Source organism: Devosia sp. SD17-2 (assembly GCF_029201565.1).
Lineage (GTDB): Bacteria > Pseudomonadota > Alphaproteobacteria > Rhizobiales > Devosiaceae > Devosia.
Genome location: NZ_CP104002.1, coordinates 3,428,635 through 3,444,503, shown reverse-complemented (window position 1 = coordinate 3,444,503; position 15,869 = coordinate 3,428,635). Strand labels below are relative to the sequence as shown.

The window sequence follows — 15,869 nt, the reverse complement described above, 5'->3', positions numbered from 1 at the left end:
TCCCCCACTTCCCTCAACTTCCCCCCCACGCTAAACCCAAGCCCATGACCTCAACCCGCCCGCCCATGGAAATCGCCCTTGCCCTCGCCGAGGAAGCCGCTGCCCATGGCGAGGCCCCGGTCGGTGCCGTCATCGTCGAGGGCACTCGCATCCTCGCCGCCGAGCGCAACCGCATGCAGGCCCTGCGCGATCCCACTGCCCACGCCGAATTCCTCGCGATGCGCACCGCGCTCACCACGCGCGGCACCGGTCGGCTCGATGGCTGCGATCTCTATGTCACGCTCGAGCCCTGCGCCATGTGCGCCGGCGCCATCGCCCACACCCGCCTGCGCCGCGTCTATTTCGCCGCCGAGGACATCAAGGCCGGCGCCGTCGAAAACGGCATCCGCCTCTTCGACCAACCCACCTGCCACCACCGCCCCGAAGTGATCTCCGGCCTCTCCGCCGCCCGCGCCGAAGCCATGCTCACCGATTTTTTCCGGAAATTGCGGGTCTGATTTATTCGGAGCCTATCGGCTCCATCGCCTCCCTCCCCCTTGTGGGGAGGGATCGAGGGTGGGGAGTAATCCTTCAGACGCGCCGCCCCTCACTCCCCCCGAATATACGCCTCGACCTTGTGCTCAAGCATTCGCTTGAACCGGTCCTTCTCCGCTTCGGCATGGGTGATGATCTCGCGCACCCGCCAGAATTCCATCGCGCCGAATGCCGCCACCCGTGGCCGGATGTAAATATCCGGTGGATAGGCCGCCATCATATGCGCGGTCAGCGAGTGCATCATGATCTGCGCCGAGCCGAACCAGATATCGAGCGCCTTATGATCGGTCTTGGTCAGCCCCGAGGACGGATCCCCCGCCACATCGATGCCGATGAGAAAGTCGGTGTCGATATCGGCCTGGTCGAGCGGCAGCGGATTGACCACCCCGCCATCCACCAGCAAATGATTGTTATAGACAACCGGCTTGAAAAAGCTCGGGATGGCCACCGATCCGGCAATCGCCGGCCGCAATAGCCCGGAGTTGAACACCACCTGGTGCCAGGACTGGAAATCGGTCGCCACCACATAGAGCGGCACCTTGAGTTCCTTGAATTCCTTGGGGAAGTGATCGGGCGCAAAGGCGTCCACCACGCTCATCGCATCGAGCTGTACGGAAATGCCGTTCTTGAGCAGCCCGCCCAGCCCGCGGATCTGTGTTGCCCAGAGCTTTGAGGCAATGGTCCTGAGCGTCCCCAGCACCTCGAAGGAATGCTCGCGCAATTCTTTGCCGCTCATCCCTGCGGCCCAGCCGGCGCCGATCAGCGCTCCGATCGAGGTGCCGGATATCGCCGATGGCTTGAGCCCCAGCTCGTCCATCGCCTCGATATAGGGAATATGGGTCAGCCCGCGTGCCGAGCCGCCCCCCAAAGCCACGCCGATCCGTGGACCCGCGCCATTGCCCATTGCGTTCCGCTCCATTCCCTTGGAGCGCAGCCGCTCCGCGAGAGCCATGCCCCGCAATTGAAGCGGGGTCAGGGGGCGTTGCGGCGGCGTTCCGTCAAAGACGGTCCGGAATGAGGGTAGGCGCAGAGCATTGAGAAAGGGTTCAGTTGCGTTCCCGGGCGATTTCACGCCAGCCGATATCCCGGCGGGCAAATCCTTCCGGCCAGTCAATCGCGTCCACGCCTCGATAAGCACGATGCTGCGCCTCTTTCACGCTGGCACCGAGCGCCGTCACATTGAGCACGCGCCCGCCATTGGCAATTAAACGTTGCCCATCGCGCTTCGTTCCGGCGTGAAACACGGTGAGATCGGCATCATCGAGCCCATCAACACCCTTGATTTCGCTGCCCTTGCCATAGCTGCCCGGATAGCCTTCGGTGGCCATGATAACGGTCAGCGCAAACTGGTCCTTCCAGACCACGTCATGCCCCTTGAGCGTGCCTGTGGCTGTGGCGTGCAGCAGCGGCAGCACATCGCTTTCCATCCGCATCATCATCACCTGGCATTCCGGATCGCCAAACCGGGCATTGTATTCCACGAGCTTGGGCCCGTCCTCGGTCAGCATCAGCCCGGCATAGAACACACCCTGATAGGGCGTGCCACGCTGGGCGAGCCCCCGCGCCGTCGGCGCCACGATCTTTTCCATGGTGAATTCATATTGCTCGCGGGTCATCACCGGCGCAGGTGAATAAGCGCCCATGCCGCCCGTATTGGGTCCGGTGTCGCCGTCAAAGGCGCGCTTGTGGTCCTGCGCCGTGGTCAGCGGAAGCAGCGTTTCGCCATCGCAGAGCACAAAGAGGCTGACCTCCTCGCCTTCCATGAAGTCCTCGATCACAACGGCAGCCCCGGCTTCCCCGAAGGCGCCCGAGAAACAATCGATGATGGCCTCCTCGGCCTCCTCGACGCTCATCGCCACGGTCACGCCCTTGCCGGCGGCGAGGCCATCGGCCTTGATCACGATCGGCGCGCCCTGGGTATAGACATAGGCCAGCGCCGCAGCTTCGGTCTCAAAACGGGCATAGCCGGCGGTGGGAATATCGAACTCGTCGCAGAGCGCCTTGGTAAAGCTCTTCGAGCCCTCCAGCTGCCCCGCCGCCTTGGACGGGCAGAAGCAGTCGATCCCGGCCGCGCGCACATCGTCGCCCAGCCCGGCCACCACCTGCGCATCGGGTCCGACCACGACGAAGTCGACATTCTGCGCCTTGGCAAAATCGATCACTGCTGCATGGTCGGTAATATCGAGCGCCACATTCTCGGCCAGCCCTTCGGTCCCGCCATTGCCCGGCGCCACGAAGAGTTTTGTCAGCAGAGGCGACTGCGCGATCTTCCAGGCTAGCGCATGCTCGCGTCCACCCGAACCAATCACCAAAACCCGCATATCTGCCTCCATGCTGAACCTTCCGGCGTGATGCACGACCCAAGCCCCAAGGGCAAGCAGAAGATGCTTCCCAGCGCCGGAAGGCAAATCGCTCCAGTGAAGCGATTTGAGCGAAGAAGGCCATGAGAGCTGCTCTCGAATGGCTGGCTGGGTTGGCACTTCGCGCTGTCCACACCCACCGGCCCAATCCCCTCGCCCCTCCGGGGAGAGGGTTAGGGTGAGGGGAGGGGAGCCACAGACCCTAAGGCCGAGCCAGCACGGGATCGCCATTCCCCACAAAAGAAATCACCCGGACAAGCCGGGTGACAAGAACGAATAGCAGTGAGGGCCAAAACCGCCCCTCACATCTCCGCTTCAACAAAAATCCGGCTGAGATCCCCGTTCCACTCCCCGTGGAACTTCTCCAGCCACCGCTCCGCCGGAGATTTGCCCGTCTGGATGGTTTCTTCCAGCGCCGCCAGATGGATGGTCTCGTCGCGCCCCTGCGCATCGAGCCGTGCCCGGCGCACGAGGCCAGCCGATGCAATGCCCACGGCCTGCGCCGCCACATCAAACAGGCTCGACCGGTCGAACGGCGTCGTCAGCCCCAGCCGCGGCACTTCACGGCGGAGATAATCGCGGTCTTCGTCGGTCCAGTCGCTGACCAGATCCCAGGCGGCGTCGAGCGAAATCTGATCGTAGAGCAGCCCCACCCAGAAGGCCGAGAGCGCCACCACATGCTTTTCGTCGCCCATATCGGCGCCGCGCATTTCGAGGAATTGTTTGAGGCGCACCTCCGGGAACAGGGTCGAGAGGTGGTCTTCCCAATCCTTGATCGTCGGCTTTTCCCCGGGAAGCTGCGGTAGCTCCCCCTTGAGGAAGGCGTGGAAGCTTTCGCCCGCCACGTTCACATATTGCCCGTTGCGAATGACGAAATACATCGGCACATCGAGTGCATGGTCGGCATATTGCTCGAACCCGAAGCCCTCTTCGAAGGCGAAGGGCAGCATGCCGGTGCGGTCGGCGTCGGTATTGAGCCAGATATGGCTGCGGAAGCTGAGATAGCCGCTGTCGCGCCCATCGACGAAGGGCGAATTGGCAAACAGCGCCGTCGCCACCGGCTGCAGCGCCACCGACACGCGCAGCTTTTTCACCATGTCGGCTTCGCTCGAGAAATCGAGATTGGCCTGCACCGTGGCCGAGCGATACATCATCGATGTGCCCAGCGTGCCGACCTTGTCCATATAGGGGGTCATGATGCCATAGCGCGATTTCGGCATCGCCGGGATCTCGCTCACCGACCAGATCGGGGTCACGCCCAGCCCGAGGAAATGAATATCGAGCGGCTCGGCCACTTTCTTGGCGACGTGCATATGCTCGGCCATTTCGGCGGCCGTCTCATGCAGGGTTTCCATCGGCGCGCCGGACAGCTCGAACTGCCCTCCCGGCTCGAGCGAGATGCCGCCGGCCTGCGCCTTGTTGAGCAGGCCGATCGGGTTCTGCCCGTCGTAAAAGGGCTGCCAGCCGGTCTCGGCCTCGATGCCGTCGAGCAGCGCCTTGACGCCGTTCGGACCCTCATAAGTCACCGGCCGCACGGGATTGGTGTGGAACACGTGCTTTTCGTGCTCGGTCCCAACACGCCATTGCTCGACCGGCTTGCAGCCGCGCTCCATCGCCTCGATGAGGTCGGCACGCGATTCAATGAGAGGCGATGCTGTGTCGGCGCCGGCCATGGGGTCCTCTTTATGTGCTGAGGGCTAGAATGGTGCGGCACCATAACCACGGCAAGAAGGAAAGCAATCGCCTTTTATCGCCAATCGCCGATGGTCGCCTGAATAACCGCCAATGCAGCCACTGCCGCCGTGTCGGCGCGCAAAATCCGCGGCCCCAGGCTGATCGGCACGACAAAGTCGAGCCCATTGAGTTTTTCCCGCTCCTCGTCGGAAAATCCGCCTTCCGGCCCCACCAGAAGCCCGATCCGTTCGCCCCTCAGCCCGTCCAGCGTTTCGAGCGGCGAGGACGACGCAGCGCCCTCATCGGCAAACACCAGTTTTCTTGTGCCATGCACCTCTTTCCAGGTCCCCAGCAGTCGCTCGAGGCTTACCTCATCGCCGATTTCCGGCACGCTCAGCACTTCGCATTGCTCCGCCGCCTCGATGGCATTGGCGGAAAGGCGCTCGGTCTTGAGCCGGTTGACCTGGGTATATTGAGTCATCACTGGCTGGATCACCCCGGCGCCCATCTCCACCGCCTTCTGGATCACATAGTCGAGCCGCTCCGATTTCAGCGGTGCAAAACCATACCAGAGGTCGGAAACCGGCGTCTGCGGCGCGATCTGCTCAACCGCCTCCAGCACCACCGACTTCTTCGAATCGCTGGTCAGCCGACAAAGCCAGGCGCCCTCGCGCCCATTGAACAGCACCACCTCATCGCCCACCGCCTTGCGCAACACAGCGGCCAGATAGAGCGACTGCTCCTTATCGAGCCCGATCACCGCCCCCTGCGACAGATCATGACCAACAAACAGCCGCGGCAATCTCGAATGGGTTCTGGGCATATGGGGCGCTACTCTCCGGCAAGTCCCCCACCTCTACTGCGTCTTCGCCCCGATCTCCACCTCCCTGCACATGCACGACGCGAACTGGAATGCCGGCAAAGGCCGGGCAATGACGCTGGACGGCCAATGAACGCGCGACTATCCCCACCCACCGGCCCCTACCTTCCCTTCCGAAGGGGGAGGTAGCGACGCTCGGCCCCCCGGGCCGTAGCAAAGCTAGGCGGGGTGGCCTTAGCTCCTCCGCCCTCGCTCCATATGGCCGGCCAAACGCACCGGCCTTGTCCCCTCGCCCCTACGGGAGAGGGCTAGGGTGAGGGGGCCTTCTTATTATTGCCTACCCATCGCCCCACCGAGCCGTAGCAAAACCAGGCGGGGGTGGCCTTACCTCTCCCGCACGAGCCCGGTGGGTGAGGGGTCCCTCACTCCCCGAGCACCGTCCCCTCTCGCCGCTTGTCTGCCGCGCCCAGCAATCCATCCTCGGTGATCTGGATCACATGCAGCCCCGAATTGAGATTGGCGATTGTCACCTCATGGCCCAGCGCGGTCAGCGCGGCGCTCATCTCCTCGGCGCCGTCCCCTTCCTCAACGCGCGTCGGACCGTTGAGATTGATCACATGGGGCAGGTCGATGGCCTCCTGCGGATCCATCTCCCAGTCGAGCAGGGCGATGATCGAAAGCGCCGTATAATCGATGATGTTGGCGCCGCCCGGGCTGCCGGTCAGCAGCACCGGCTCACCGTTTTTCAGCACAATTGTCGGCGCCATGGACGAGCGCGGCCGTTTGCCTGCCTCCACTCGATTGGCCACCGGCAGACCATCTGCCTCCGGCGCGAACGAAAAATCGGTCATTTCATTGTTGAGCAGGAAACCGCGGGTCATCACCCGATTGCCAAAGCCGCTCTCGATCGTGGTCGTGGCCGAGATCATGTTGCCCTCGCCATCAACGATCACGAAGTGCGAGGTGCCGCTTCGGGGCCGCTCAATGTCGGGCGCCAATAGCGCCACCTTGTCGGCCGGCGGTGTTCCGGCCTTGGCTGCGCCCATGTCCTTTGCCGGATCGATCAGGGCGGAACGCTCCTTGAGATAGGCTTCATCCAACAGCCCCTGCGGCACATCCACAAAATCGGGGTCGGCCATATAAAGCCCGCGATCGGCGAAGGCGAGGCGCGACGCTTGGGTAAAGAGATGCCGCGCTTCCACCCCGTCGCCCATCGCCTTGAAATCAAATGGCTCAAGCAGCTCAAGGATCTGCCCCACGGTCAGCCCGCCCGAGCTGGGCGGCCCCATGCCGCAGACATCAAAGCCGCGATAATCGGTGCACACGGGATCGCGCATCACCACCTCATAGGCCGCCATGTCCTCCATGGTCAGCATGCCCGGATTGATATTGGTGTTGAGCGCCGCAACGATGTCCGCGGCGATCTCGCCGGTATAAAACGGCGCTGCCCCCTCTTCGGCAAAGAGCCGCAGCGTTTCGGCATAGTCCGGGTTTTTGAGCAGCGTGCCCTCGGCAATCGGCTTGCCGCCGGGAAGGAAGTATTCCGCCGTTGCGATGAACTGGTCGAGCCCCTCTGTCCCCGCCACCGAGTCCGCCATGCGCTGGGAGACCTCAAACCCGGCCTCTGCGGTGTCGATGGCTGGCTGCAGCAGGCTGCCCCAGTCGCTTTCCCCGTGGTCCGCATGCAGCTTTTCTAGCAATCTGGGCGTGCCCGGTACACCGGCCGATTTGCCGCCGATCACGGCGTCCATAAAGCCCATAGGCGCCCCGGCGCCGTCGAGGAAATAGCTGCCATCGGCCGCCATTGGCGCTTTTTCGCGCGCGTCATAAGTGGTGAGTTCGCCGCTTTCCTTGTCGAAATAGAGCAGAAACGCGCCCCCGCCGAGCCCCGAGCTCTGTGGCTCGACAAGACCCAGCATCACCTGCACCGCCACCGCCGCATCTGCCGCCGTGCCCCCCGCGGCCAGCACGTCATAGCCAGCCTGCGTGGCCAGCGGATGGGCTGACGAGACCATGAAATTCTCGGCGCGCACCGTCTGTTTCTCGGCAATCGCCGTCGTATCCTCAGGCTGAAGCGGAGCATCCTGCGCCAGCACTGCCGCGGGCAGGAGCACGCTCCCCGCCAGGGCAAACATCATAGAGTTGAGCAGTTTCATCTTTCCCTCCATTGATCCAGCAATGCTGTCCCCAATGGCCGGGCCTGTAAAGCAAAAGCGCCCGCTGCCGCCCGCCGTCGTGCTTTCCTAGCCGTCCGATTTCATCGCATAGCTATGATGTTCATGGACAATCAGCCATTGCCCTGCTGTCTTGCGCAGTCCGACGGTCAGGCGCAGCGAACTGTCGAAGATGCCGATTATGGCCGTGGCGAAGGCCACCGATCCATCGGCTGTGACCGCAATGTCCCTGAGGTCAAACGATCTCGGCCCACCGGGCGAATACTGGAAAAACAGATCCCAGGTGGCCCGGTATTCCGCCATCCCCCGGCTGAACAGCGGCTCGGGCACGTCAAACATCAGCATGTCCGCGCCGTGATTGGCCAGAATGCGCTCCATGTCCCGGTCCCGCACGGCCTCGGCCCAATTCTCAAGCAGGTTCACAATCTCTGTTTCGTCGCTCATTGGCATACCCCTCCATCGACGAAGCGACGGACGACGCCGGCCGACTTCGACACAAGGGTCAAAGCCCGGCGACAGAACCGGCGGGGCGGACGGACTGAAGCGAATTCACTCTGCGCGCGATCGTAACCTACCCCTGAAACTGGCAGGCCTTGGACGATCCCATCCGGAACGCTGTTGACCGCTGTCCGTGAGAATATTAAATACAATCAACGGTTTAATTATTTTATTTTTCATAAAAATCTATTTTTGGATACGGCGATGGCAAGCATTCAAGGCATCTATCTGGCGCTGTTCGGGCGCCCCGCCGACCCCCAGGGCCTGCTGTACTTCAACACGGTCACCTCTGGCGGAGCCGACCTTTCTGCCATTGGTGACCTGGCTGGAACACCCGAATACCAGGCCCGGTTTGTCGGCATGGATGCGCCACAGATCATCAATGCAATCTATCAAAGTTTGTTCGCTCGCGATGCGGAGCCGGAGGGGCTGTCGTTCTGGTCCCAGCAGCTTGCGTCCGGAAGCACTGGCGTCAACTCGCTTGCCATCGCGATTTTCGATGGCGCCCGGGGCAGCGACTTTGCAGTCCTTCAAAACAAGGTCGAGGCCGCCAATCGTTTCACGACCGCGATCGATGCGCCGGAAGAAATCGCGGCCTATAGCGGTGCCGCTGCAATTGCCCTGGCGCAGAAATTTCTCGCTCAGGTTACGACCGATCCCTCTTCCGTTCCCACACTGGGTGCCGTGGATGCGTTCCTGGTAGCACTGGTGAGTGGAGCCGATCCGTTCGCGCCACCCGCTACCAATCCCGATCCCCAGCCGGTGCCGCCCCAATTGACCGAGGTCAATTATGGTCCCAATGACGGTCAGCTTGCCATCGGCGAGACAATCACATTGCAGCTTGTCTTCGATACGGATGTGCAGGCTGCTGTCGGCACCGAGATCGTGCTGAACAATGGCGGCCGCGCTGCCTATGTCAGCGGCAACGGCAGCGATACCCTGGTTTTCAGCTATGTGGTGGCCGAGGGCGACAGCATTGCCGACCTGGCCCTGGCCGCCATCAATGCCTTGGTTGGCACGATCGAAAGCACAACGGGCAGAGCGTTGGCCGCCGGCACTCTCGATGGCATCAATCCATCGGGCACAGTGGTCGTCGATGGTGTCGAGACGGTGGTTTCCATCTCGGCCAGCGTTGACGGACTCCACGTCACGTCCAACAAGCCGGGTGATATCCTCATCAACGATGGTGAGGGCAACCGCTTTCTTGTGCATGTCGGCAACGGTACCGACCCTGTCGATGTCGTGATCGGTCAATTGGCTGGCGGCAATGCGACCGGCACGGTGGTCGTCCGGGCGCCTAGTGGCGCTCTGGGCAGCGATCCCGCTGGCATCGTTGTCAGTATCGGTTCTAGCGCCGACGAGACCCTTACCGGTCAGCTTGTCTGGGGCCATGGCGGCGCCGATTTTATCGATGGCACGGCCGGGGCGGACAGCTTGTTTGGTGGTGCTGGTAATGACACCATCCGAGCAGGTGCTGGAGCGGACACGGTCTACGGCGGCCCAGGCGGGGATAGCATTAATCTGGGCGCGGACCTCGATGTTGATCGCGTGGTCTACAGTGCAGGCGATTTCCTCGCAGGATCGCCGCTTTTCTTGGACGGCGGATCTGCAGCAGGCATCGACGAGATCAGTGGCATGGGTATCGGAGACATCATCGATGTGGGTCGCCCCTTCTCAGGCGTCCCGGTGAGCCAGACAACCTATCTCACGGGTGCTGGTGCAAATGAGCTTGCCATTGTTCGCGGGTCGCTCGACGGGGGGACCTTTGTAAGCGGCAGCAACACGGGCGATAATGACTTCATGGTGCAATGGGTGACGGATGGCGTCGTCAACAGCACTATCCTGCAAGACCTCGGCAGCCGTATCGAGTTCTCTGTCGACAGTGCCGCTGGCACACTGACCCTTATACAGCCAGCACACGTCCCCTCCTACGTTATATCAGTCAGCTACGACCTGCTGAGCGGGACGAGCATTGCGACATTTCAAAGTACGCCGGACCAAATTACCCACACTCCTGAAAGTGCAACGGGTCTCGCCGACCACAGCGAATTTCAGTTGCTGACCTATCGCGATTTTACGCCGCGGCCGTCCGACACAACTTATGTCAGCGGCCCACTCTTCGGCCTGCAGGACAACGTCCTCTCTTTCAACGGCCCGCTGGCCTCCAATCTTTACTCGATGTTTTGGACAGACAGGACGTTCGACACGGCTGCTGGCCATTTGGCGAGTGAGCAGATCTTCTTTGCAGGCGGTCGAAACAATGGTTTTGACAATGACGGTTTCGCCGTTGTTGGCATGTATGCGCTGACGGGAACACCGACTACGCTGACTCCGTAAGCCGGGCTATCTTTGGTCCCGCGTCGGGCTCTGCCACCCTGTCAACTGGACTGGGCCACGATGTGGTGCTTAGCAAAGGCGCACCGCTCACCATAGCCTACTCGAATATCAATGCGGCTTCTGAGGATCTGATCCTCGACTTTGATCCAGTCAAAGACTTCATCGGGTTGAGTGGCGCGCTTCGGACTGCCATCGACGACACCAATAATGGTGCCCTCTCTTGGGTTGGCGGCGGCGGCCCTCAGATCGTGGTAGGCGCGACGACGGAAGCTGTTCAGCTTACCCTCAATAATCCGGCTAGCGTCGTTTCCAGCGCCTCGTCACTCATGGCGCAGACCCTTGCTACGCTGAATGCCTCGCTTGACCTGACGCGTTTCGATCTCGGTGAAGATCTCCTGATCTTGGCCAGGCACAGCGTGCACACAGGAAGCGCTGCGCTCATTCATTTTGAAGCCAAGGACGACAACGGCATCATTGATGCAAATGAGATCACTTTCATCGCTACGTTCAATGGGGGGGCGCCGGTGTACAGCGACATCTTATTGTTGTGAGCAGACAGCTCGATATCGCTACGCTGCAGGATTCCTCGGTCGCCTGAAATCGGTAAGACTAGCGACTTCGCAACTGGCGATTTCGGCCCTTCCTAGAACCGATTGTAAATCGCCCGCGCGGACACCGCGATCACCACCATGGTGCCGCACAGCAGCAGGAACGCGGTCTCCAGGCTGTGGCGTGAGCAATGAGCCCAATGGCGGTGGGGCTGGCGATGATCCCGGCATAGCCAACGGTCGAGACCGAAACCACTGCCAGATTGGCATGCATCCGCTTGGTCTTGCCGGTGAGGGTGAAGAGTATAGGCGCGATATTGGATATGCAGGGAGCCTGCCTCGGCCCGCAGACGATCCGCGAAGCGAGCCAGATTTTTGCTGACCTGGCCATTCTCGGTGCCTGCGGCGTCGATAGCGCGATCGGCGTGACGGCCCTCGATGCCGCCGAGGCAGAGGTGAGAGGCACGCGGCTGGGGCAAAGCAGCCTGCTCGTTATTGCAGCGACCTCCGAAAAGCTGGGTAGGGTCGCCCCGTTCAAGATTGCCGATCCCACCCGCATCTACCATCTCATCGTCGAAGCTGACGCGGGCGATCTCTCGGCCTTCGAGGCCATGGACGTCAAAGTCCACTGTGCGTCCGCTTCTGGCGAGCGGCAGGGACTTCGTCGATGAGGACAACGCGGTAGACACCCACCAGTCCTTCCCCATCCCCCCGTCCAAAAACCTTCCCCCCTCCCAGCCAATTGCAGTAGACCTCACCTGACCTGCCAAAGAAGTGAGAGTCGTGGCCGAATGACCGACATTCCTCCCCAGTCCGGAACCGTCGCCGATGCCCAGAAGGGGAACTGGCTCGATAGCTACGCGCCTGATTGGCTAAAACCCTATGGGCGCATGGCGCGCTGGGATCGGCCGATAGGCTTCTGGCTTTTGTTCTGGCCCTGCGCCTGGGGCATTGCCCTGGCGGCGGTGGCCTTTCCAGACCAGGGATTTGGCTGGTGGCATGCCGTGCTCATGCTCATTGGCGCCATCCTGATGCGCGGGGCAGGCTGCACCTTTAATGACATTGTCGATCGCGACATCGACATGAAGGTCGCGCGCACTCGCTCCCGCCCCATTCCTTCGGGTCAGGTCACCGCAAAGCAGGCGCTGGTCTTCCTGATCATCCAGGCGCTTCTGGGCGCGGTAGTGCTGTTCCAGTTTAACCGTTTTACCGTCTGGGCAGGCGTCTTCTCACTGGTGCTGGTGGCCATCTACCCGTTCATGAAGCGCATCACCTGGTGGCCGCAGCTTTTCCTCGGCCTCGCGTTTTCCTATGGCGCGCTGGTCGGCTGGACGGGCGAGACCGGCACACTCGGCTGGGCGCCAATCCTGCTCTATCTCGGCACGATCCTGTGGGTCATCGGCTATGACACCATCTATGCCCTCCAGGACATCGAGGATGATGCCCTTGTCGGCGTGAAATCCACGGCCCGTCTTTTTGGTGATATCGTGAAGCCGGCGGTGGCGACGCTCTATGTTGGCGCTTTCGTGCTCTGGCTCGCTGCGGCGATCCTGGCGGGCGGCGGTTTCGTCTACGCCATCCTGTCGCTCGTCGGAGGAGGGGTGCTGGCCTGGCAGGTCTGGACGCTCGATCCCGCCGATCCGCACAATCCCAAGCCGCGCTTTGTCATCAATCACTATGTGGGCATTGCTATCACGCTCGCGCTCATGGCCGAGTGGGTGTGGTAACGCGCAACCCCATTTCTGTAACCAAATCCGCGCTTTGTCGCGCTCGATGCTAACAGTCTGCTAGCAAACTCCCCCAAATGCCAAAGGGCCAACCGCACCACTGGTTGACCCTTTTGGCATGCATATGGAGGTTTTCGATTAGTTGGATTCGGCCTGGCCGGGCTTGCGCCGGTTGAGAAAACGCGGGCGGCGGGCTGCTTCTGCAGCAAGCTTGCGGCGATAGGCGACCTCGCCGAGCATCACGCCATCGACCTGCTGGGTATAGGGCATATAGGCGCCGTCACCGGCCTTGATGAACAGCGGCAGGCGGAGCTTTTTGCCCCAGTTCTGCCATTCGGCGACCACGCTGTGATTGCCCTCTTCCTCGAACACTTTGTAATTCAACTCGGAATCCGGGTGAACCAGTTCGATGAGGCTGGTGAGAACACCTTCCTCGGAAATTCGTGTGGCCACGGCAACGCCGATAAATTCGGTCACCGGGATCTTGATCTTGATGGCAACGCCGCTCTGTTCGAGCTGCTTGCGCACCGTCACGGTCTTGACCGGATCACGCGGGCCATTGTCGTTCGCCGCTACAAACCGGCGCTCAGCCAGGGACGGCTTACGGAACGCCAGAACGACAGACGCTCCTTCCATCGCAACGCCATGAACCATTTTTGATGCCTTCCTGTAACTTCGAGAGCTGTTTTTTTCGCTCCGTTTATGAGGCTAATTTAGCGCGTCCCCTTACCAGCCGTCTTAATGGGTTGGGTTAAGTTTATGTTGTTTTTTGAGGTGGTTAGCAGGGTGTTGCACCCTGTAGGAAGCAATTAACATAACGCGGTTGCACCCTGTTTACCCTGTCACTGGCAGGTGGCCGCAGCCATGCCGTTACAATATGGGGGGATCGGGATGAAACCCTTGTCCAAACGGCCCCGGAAGCCTAAAAGCCCCGCCATGCCGGCCGCTATGCCCCCAATTGAAGACGATCTTGAACTGCTCCGCGCCAGTGTCGTGGCCGCGGGGATCATTGCCTCGAGCTATTTTCGCAGGGACGTCAAAAGCTGGACCAAGGAGAATGCCTCCCCCGTCAGCGAAGCTGATATTGTCGTCGACCGTTACCTCGCATCCAGCCTGTTGAGCGCCCGCCCGACCTATGGCTGGCTCAGCGAGGAGACTGCCGACAATGCCAGTCGCCTCGATTGCGAGCGCGTCTTTGTCGTTGATCCCATTGATGGTACACGCGGATTTCTGCGTGGCGAGGATAGCTGGACCATCTGTCTGGCTGTCGTCGAGAATGGCGAACCGGTCGCCGGCGTCGTCTACGCGCCGGCCCGCGATGAGCTTTATTGCGCCGCCAAGGATGGTGGTGCCTGGCTCAATGGCCAGCCGCTCAAGCGCCACCGCCGCGCCGGCGCAGCCCCGCTGATCCCCGCTCCGGGGGCCGTCCACCAGGAAATGCAGGCGGCAGGTCTCGAATATACCCGCGGTCCGGCCTATCCGTCTCTGGCCTATCGTCTGGTTCAGGTCGCGACCGGCAAGCTCGATGGCGCTGTCGCCCGCCGTGGCAGCCAGGATTGGGATATCGCCGCCGCTGCCCTGATCCTGAGGGAAGCGGGCCTCGATTTCGCTGATGTATGCGTCGGGTTCCCACAATTTAACAGACGAGATGTGCGTCATGGGGCGCTTGCGGCCCTGGCTGACATGAGCCTAAAACCTTTGGTTCATGCTGCACTTATAAAAGTCTACGGCTGCCCGGCCGTGGCAGAAGACAGCAGCGAGCTTCCTACCCTCTAATAACCGGACAATTATCGATGGCTGAGACGGAAAAACAACTGCTCCACCTGGTGATCGGCGGCGAGCTTTCGAGCCTGGATGGTGTGACGTTCACTGATCTCGACAAGGTCGACATCGTTGGAATCTATCCCAACTACGCTTCCGCCTATACTGTCTGGAAGCAGAAGGCCCAGATGACCGTGGACAGCGCGCAGACGCGCTATTTTATCGTCCACCTGCATCGCCTGCTCGATCCGGCAGTCGCCGGCGCCTGAGCCCCGTCCGCGATCAGTCGCGTTCGTTAAGGGCGGCGAGGATGGCGTCCATGGCGCCCGGCCCACCAATGCGTTCCCGGCCTATTTCGGCCAGCCGGGAACGTTCTTCTCCGTCCCTGAGCAGCGTCTGCAGGGCGGCCCCGACTTCGGCTTCATTGGCATCAACGACCACGCGCGCCGCTGAAAAGAGGTTCTGCTCATCGGCGAAGCGCGAGCGTCTGTCGCGCGGATTGATGAAGCATATCACCGGCTTGCCCATGCCCAAGGACTGGACTGTCGCCGTTCCGGCCTGGCTCAGCACCACATCCGATGCATCGATCAAATTGCCCATCGCCTCGCCGCGCGCCATGTGCACGGTCAGCTCGCCATCGCTCAACTGACCAAGATCGGCTGATTCTGTGCTCAGCATTGTGGTTCGGCGAAGCCCTGCGATGCGCGCGAGTTCATCGACATTGACGCTTCCGGCCACGGCGAGAAAGACGTCCGGCCGCTCTTCTGGATCAAGGTTGCGCAAGGCGCCTATCTGCAGGCCAAAACTCTCGGCAGTGAGTGCCCGGCTGCCCGGCAGGAGCGTCACCCCAAGGGACCGCTGCCGTCGCGATTTTGCGTCGTAGTCGCCCCGCGGGATGGCATCCATCATCAGATTGCCGGCGCAACGGGCGTCTATTCCCTTGCTCGCGAGCATGTCCGAAAGCGCCTGCGCCCGGCAGAAGACCGTCGAGCAGCTCCGGGCGATCGCCCAGGCCTCAAGCGACGAATAGAGCCGCGCTGCACCTGTTTTGTAGACGTCGATGTAAAAGAGGTCGCGATTCCCGGTGGCGAGGCATGCCAGCACACCGACCATGTCGCCCACAACGATGATCCGGTCATAGCGGCCCCGGATCGAGCGGAGAAATTTGAGGGCAGGGGGCACGGTCATGATGCCGCCGGTGACAATATCCCGGCGCAGCGACCCCTTGACGTTGCGCCAGCCTTCGGAGGCCAGCGACGCACGCGGCCCGACCGTAGCGCAGACCCCATCATAGGCCTTGCCGCTGCCGATCATCGGGTAAGCTTCGACGCTGGCGACATCCCTGAGGCGTCTCACCAGCGCTGCCGCAATGGCATCTTCACCGTGACCGTTGGAAATGACGAGGTAGCGTCGACGCGCCGCCGTCCCCGTCACCT

The 15,869-nt window shown here is 61.6% G+C and carries 15 protein-coding genes; 7 read left to right on the top strand and 8 right to left on the bottom strand.

Annotated elements, in window-relative coordinates:
- Window positions 1-44: 44 nt before the first annotated feature.
- The gene (locus tag NYQ88_RS16920; protein ID WP_275652275.1) at window positions 45-497 is read left to right on the top strand and encodes a nucleoside deaminase; all 453 of its coding nucleotides are present in this window, start codon (window positions 45-47) and stop codon (window positions 495-497) included.
- Between the two features lie 89 nt (window positions 498-586).
- Here NYQ88_RS16920 and NYQ88_RS16915 read toward each other — a convergent pair whose 3' ends face one another.
- From NYQ88_RS16915 to NYQ88_RS16890, 6 genes are all read right to left on the bottom strand, one after another.
- Window positions 587-1,606 carry a patatin-like phospholipase family protein gene (locus NYQ88_RS16915; RefSeq protein ID WP_275652274.1) on the bottom strand — a complete coding sequence of 340 codons (1,020 nt, stop codon included), beginning with the start codon at window positions 1,604-1,606 and terminating at the stop codon, window positions 587-589.
- Window positions 1,581-2,855, bottom strand: coding sequence for a phosphoribosylamine--glycine ligase (purD, locus tag NYQ88_RS16910; protein WP_275652273.1), 1,275 nt, complete (start codon window positions 2,853-2,855; stop codon window positions 1,581-1,583). The genes NYQ88_RS16915 and purD overlap by 26 nt, the downstream gene beginning before the upstream one ends.
- 341 nt (window positions 2,856-3,196) lie before the next feature.
- The gene (locus NYQ88_RS16905) at window positions 3,197-4,567 is read right to left on the bottom strand and encodes a glutamate--cysteine ligase (protein WP_275652272.1); all 1,371 of its coding nucleotides are present in this window, start codon (window positions 4,565-4,567) and stop codon (window positions 3,197-3,199) included.
- A 74-nt stretch (window positions 4,568-4,641) separates the two neighbouring features.
- Window positions 4,642-5,370 carry a 16S rRNA (uracil(1498)-N(3))-methyltransferase gene (locus NYQ88_RS16900; RefSeq protein ID WP_345774597.1) on the bottom strand — a complete coding sequence of 243 codons (729 nt, stop codon included), beginning with the start codon at window positions 5,368-5,370 and terminating at the stop codon, window positions 4,642-4,644.
- A gap of 440 nt (window positions 5,371-5,810) precedes the next feature.
- Complete coding sequence (ggt, locus tag NYQ88_RS16895; RefSeq protein WP_275652270.1) at window positions 5,811-7,544, bottom strand: gamma-glutamyltransferase; 1,734 nt, start codon at window positions 7,542-7,544, stop codon at window positions 5,811-5,813.
- A gap of 87 nt (window positions 7,545-7,631) precedes the next feature.
- Window positions 7,632-8,006: a nuclear transport factor 2 family protein gene (locus NYQ88_RS16890; protein ID WP_275652269.1), complete on the bottom strand. Its 375-nt coding sequence runs from the start codon at window positions 8,004-8,006 to the stop codon at window positions 7,632-7,634.
- Window positions 8,007-8,180: 174 nt separating this feature from the next.
- On the opposite strand from NYQ88_RS16890, the gene NYQ88_RS16885 reads away from it, so the two are divergent.
- The 4 genes from NYQ88_RS16885 (at window position 8,181) to ubiA (ending at window position 12,672) form a co-directional block, all read left to right on the top strand.
- Window positions 8,181-10,397, top strand: coding sequence for a DUF4214 domain-containing protein (locus tag NYQ88_RS16885; RefSeq protein WP_275652268.1), 2,217 nt, complete (start codon window positions 8,181-8,183; stop codon window positions 10,395-10,397).
- A gap of 62 nt (window positions 10,398-10,459) precedes the next feature.
- On the top strand, window positions 10,460-10,948 hold the full coding sequence (locus NYQ88_RS16880; protein ID WP_275652267.1) for a hypothetical protein: 489 nt from the start codon (window positions 10,460-10,462) through the stop codon (window positions 10,946-10,948).
- A 320-nt stretch (window positions 10,949-11,268) separates the two neighbouring features.
- Window positions 11,269-11,616, top strand: a complete 348-nt coding sequence (locus NYQ88_RS16875; RefSeq protein ID WP_275652266.1) for a hypothetical protein — start codon at window positions 11,269-11,271, stop codon at window positions 11,614-11,616.
- Between the two features lie 120 nt (window positions 11,617-11,736).
- Window positions 11,737-12,672 (top strand): 4-hydroxybenzoate octaprenyltransferase, encoded by a 936-nt coding sequence (ubiA, locus tag NYQ88_RS16870; protein WP_275652265.1) that lies wholly within the window; start codon window positions 11,737-11,739, stop codon window positions 12,670-12,672.
- 138 nt (window positions 12,673-12,810) lie between these two features.
- Here the strand turns inward: ubiA and NYQ88_RS16865 are convergent, their stop codons facing one another.
- Window positions 12,811-13,308: a DUF6101 family protein gene (locus NYQ88_RS16865; protein WP_275652264.1), complete on the bottom strand. Its 498-nt coding sequence runs from the start codon at window positions 13,306-13,308 to the stop codon at window positions 12,811-12,813.
- A 300-nt stretch (window positions 13,309-13,608) separates the two neighbouring features.
- Here NYQ88_RS16865 and NYQ88_RS16860 point away from each other — a divergent pair, with 300 nt between their 5' ends.
- Both NYQ88_RS16860 and NYQ88_RS16855 read left to right on the top strand, forming a co-directional pair.
- On the top strand, window positions 13,609-14,448 hold the full coding sequence (locus NYQ88_RS16860; RefSeq protein WP_275652263.1) for a 3'(2'),5'-bisphosphate nucleotidase CysQ: 840 nt from the start codon (window positions 13,609-13,611) through the stop codon (window positions 14,446-14,448).
- Window positions 14,449-14,465: 17 nt separating this feature from the next.
- Complete coding sequence (locus NYQ88_RS16855) at window positions 14,466-14,702, top strand: DUF4170 domain-containing protein (RefSeq protein WP_275652262.1); 237 nt, start codon at window positions 14,466-14,468, stop codon at window positions 14,700-14,702.
- A 13-nt stretch (window positions 14,703-14,715) separates the two neighbouring features.
- On the opposite strand, the gene NYQ88_RS16850 is transcribed toward NYQ88_RS16855, so the two are convergent.
- On the bottom strand, window positions 14,716-15,867 hold the full coding sequence (locus NYQ88_RS16850; protein WP_275652261.1) for a hypothetical protein: 1,152 nt from the start codon (window positions 15,865-15,867) through the stop codon (window positions 14,716-14,718).
- Between the last annotated feature and the right edge of the window lie 2 nt (window positions 15,868-15,869).

Excerpts from the sequence above, each read along its gene's own strand:
- NYQ88_RS16920 (WP_275652275.1), top strand. The coding sequence starts at position 45 with ATGACCTCAACCCGCCCGCCCATGGAAATCGCCCTTGCCCTCGCCGAG.
- purD (WP_275652273.1), bottom strand. The coding sequence starts at position 2,855 with ATGCGGGTTTTGGTGATTGGTTCGGGTGGACGCGAGCATGCGCTAGCC.
- NYQ88_RS16905 (WP_275652272.1), bottom strand. The coding sequence starts at position 4,567 with ATGGCCGGCGCCGACACAGCATCGCCTCTCATTGAATCGCGTGCCGAC.
- ggt (WP_275652270.1), bottom strand. The coding sequence starts at position 7,544 with ATGAAACTGCTCAACTCTATGATGTTTGCCCTGGCGGGGAGCGTGCTC.
- NYQ88_RS16890 (WP_275652269.1), bottom strand. The coding sequence starts at position 8,006 with ATGAGCGACGAAACAGAGATTGTGAACCTGCTTGAGAATTGGGCCGAG.
- NYQ88_RS16875 (WP_275652266.1), top strand. The coding sequence starts at position 11,269 with ATGCAGGGAGCCTGCCTCGGCCCGCAGACGATCCGCGAAGCGAGCCAG.
- ubiA (WP_275652265.1), top strand. The coding sequence starts at position 11,737 with ATGACCGACATTCCTCCCCAGTCCGGAACCGTCGCCGATGCCCAGAAG.
- NYQ88_RS16865 (WP_275652264.1), bottom strand. The coding sequence starts at position 13,308 with ATGGAAGGAGCGTCTGTCGTTCTGGCGTTCCGTAAGCCGTCCCTGGCT.
- NYQ88_RS16860 (WP_275652263.1), top strand. The coding sequence starts at position 13,609 with ATGCCGGCCGCTATGCCCCCAATTGAAGACGATCTTGAACTGCTCCGC.
- NYQ88_RS16855 (WP_275652262.1), top strand. The coding sequence starts at position 14,466 with ATGGCTGAGACGGAAAAACAACTGCTCCACCTGGTGATCGGCGGCGAG.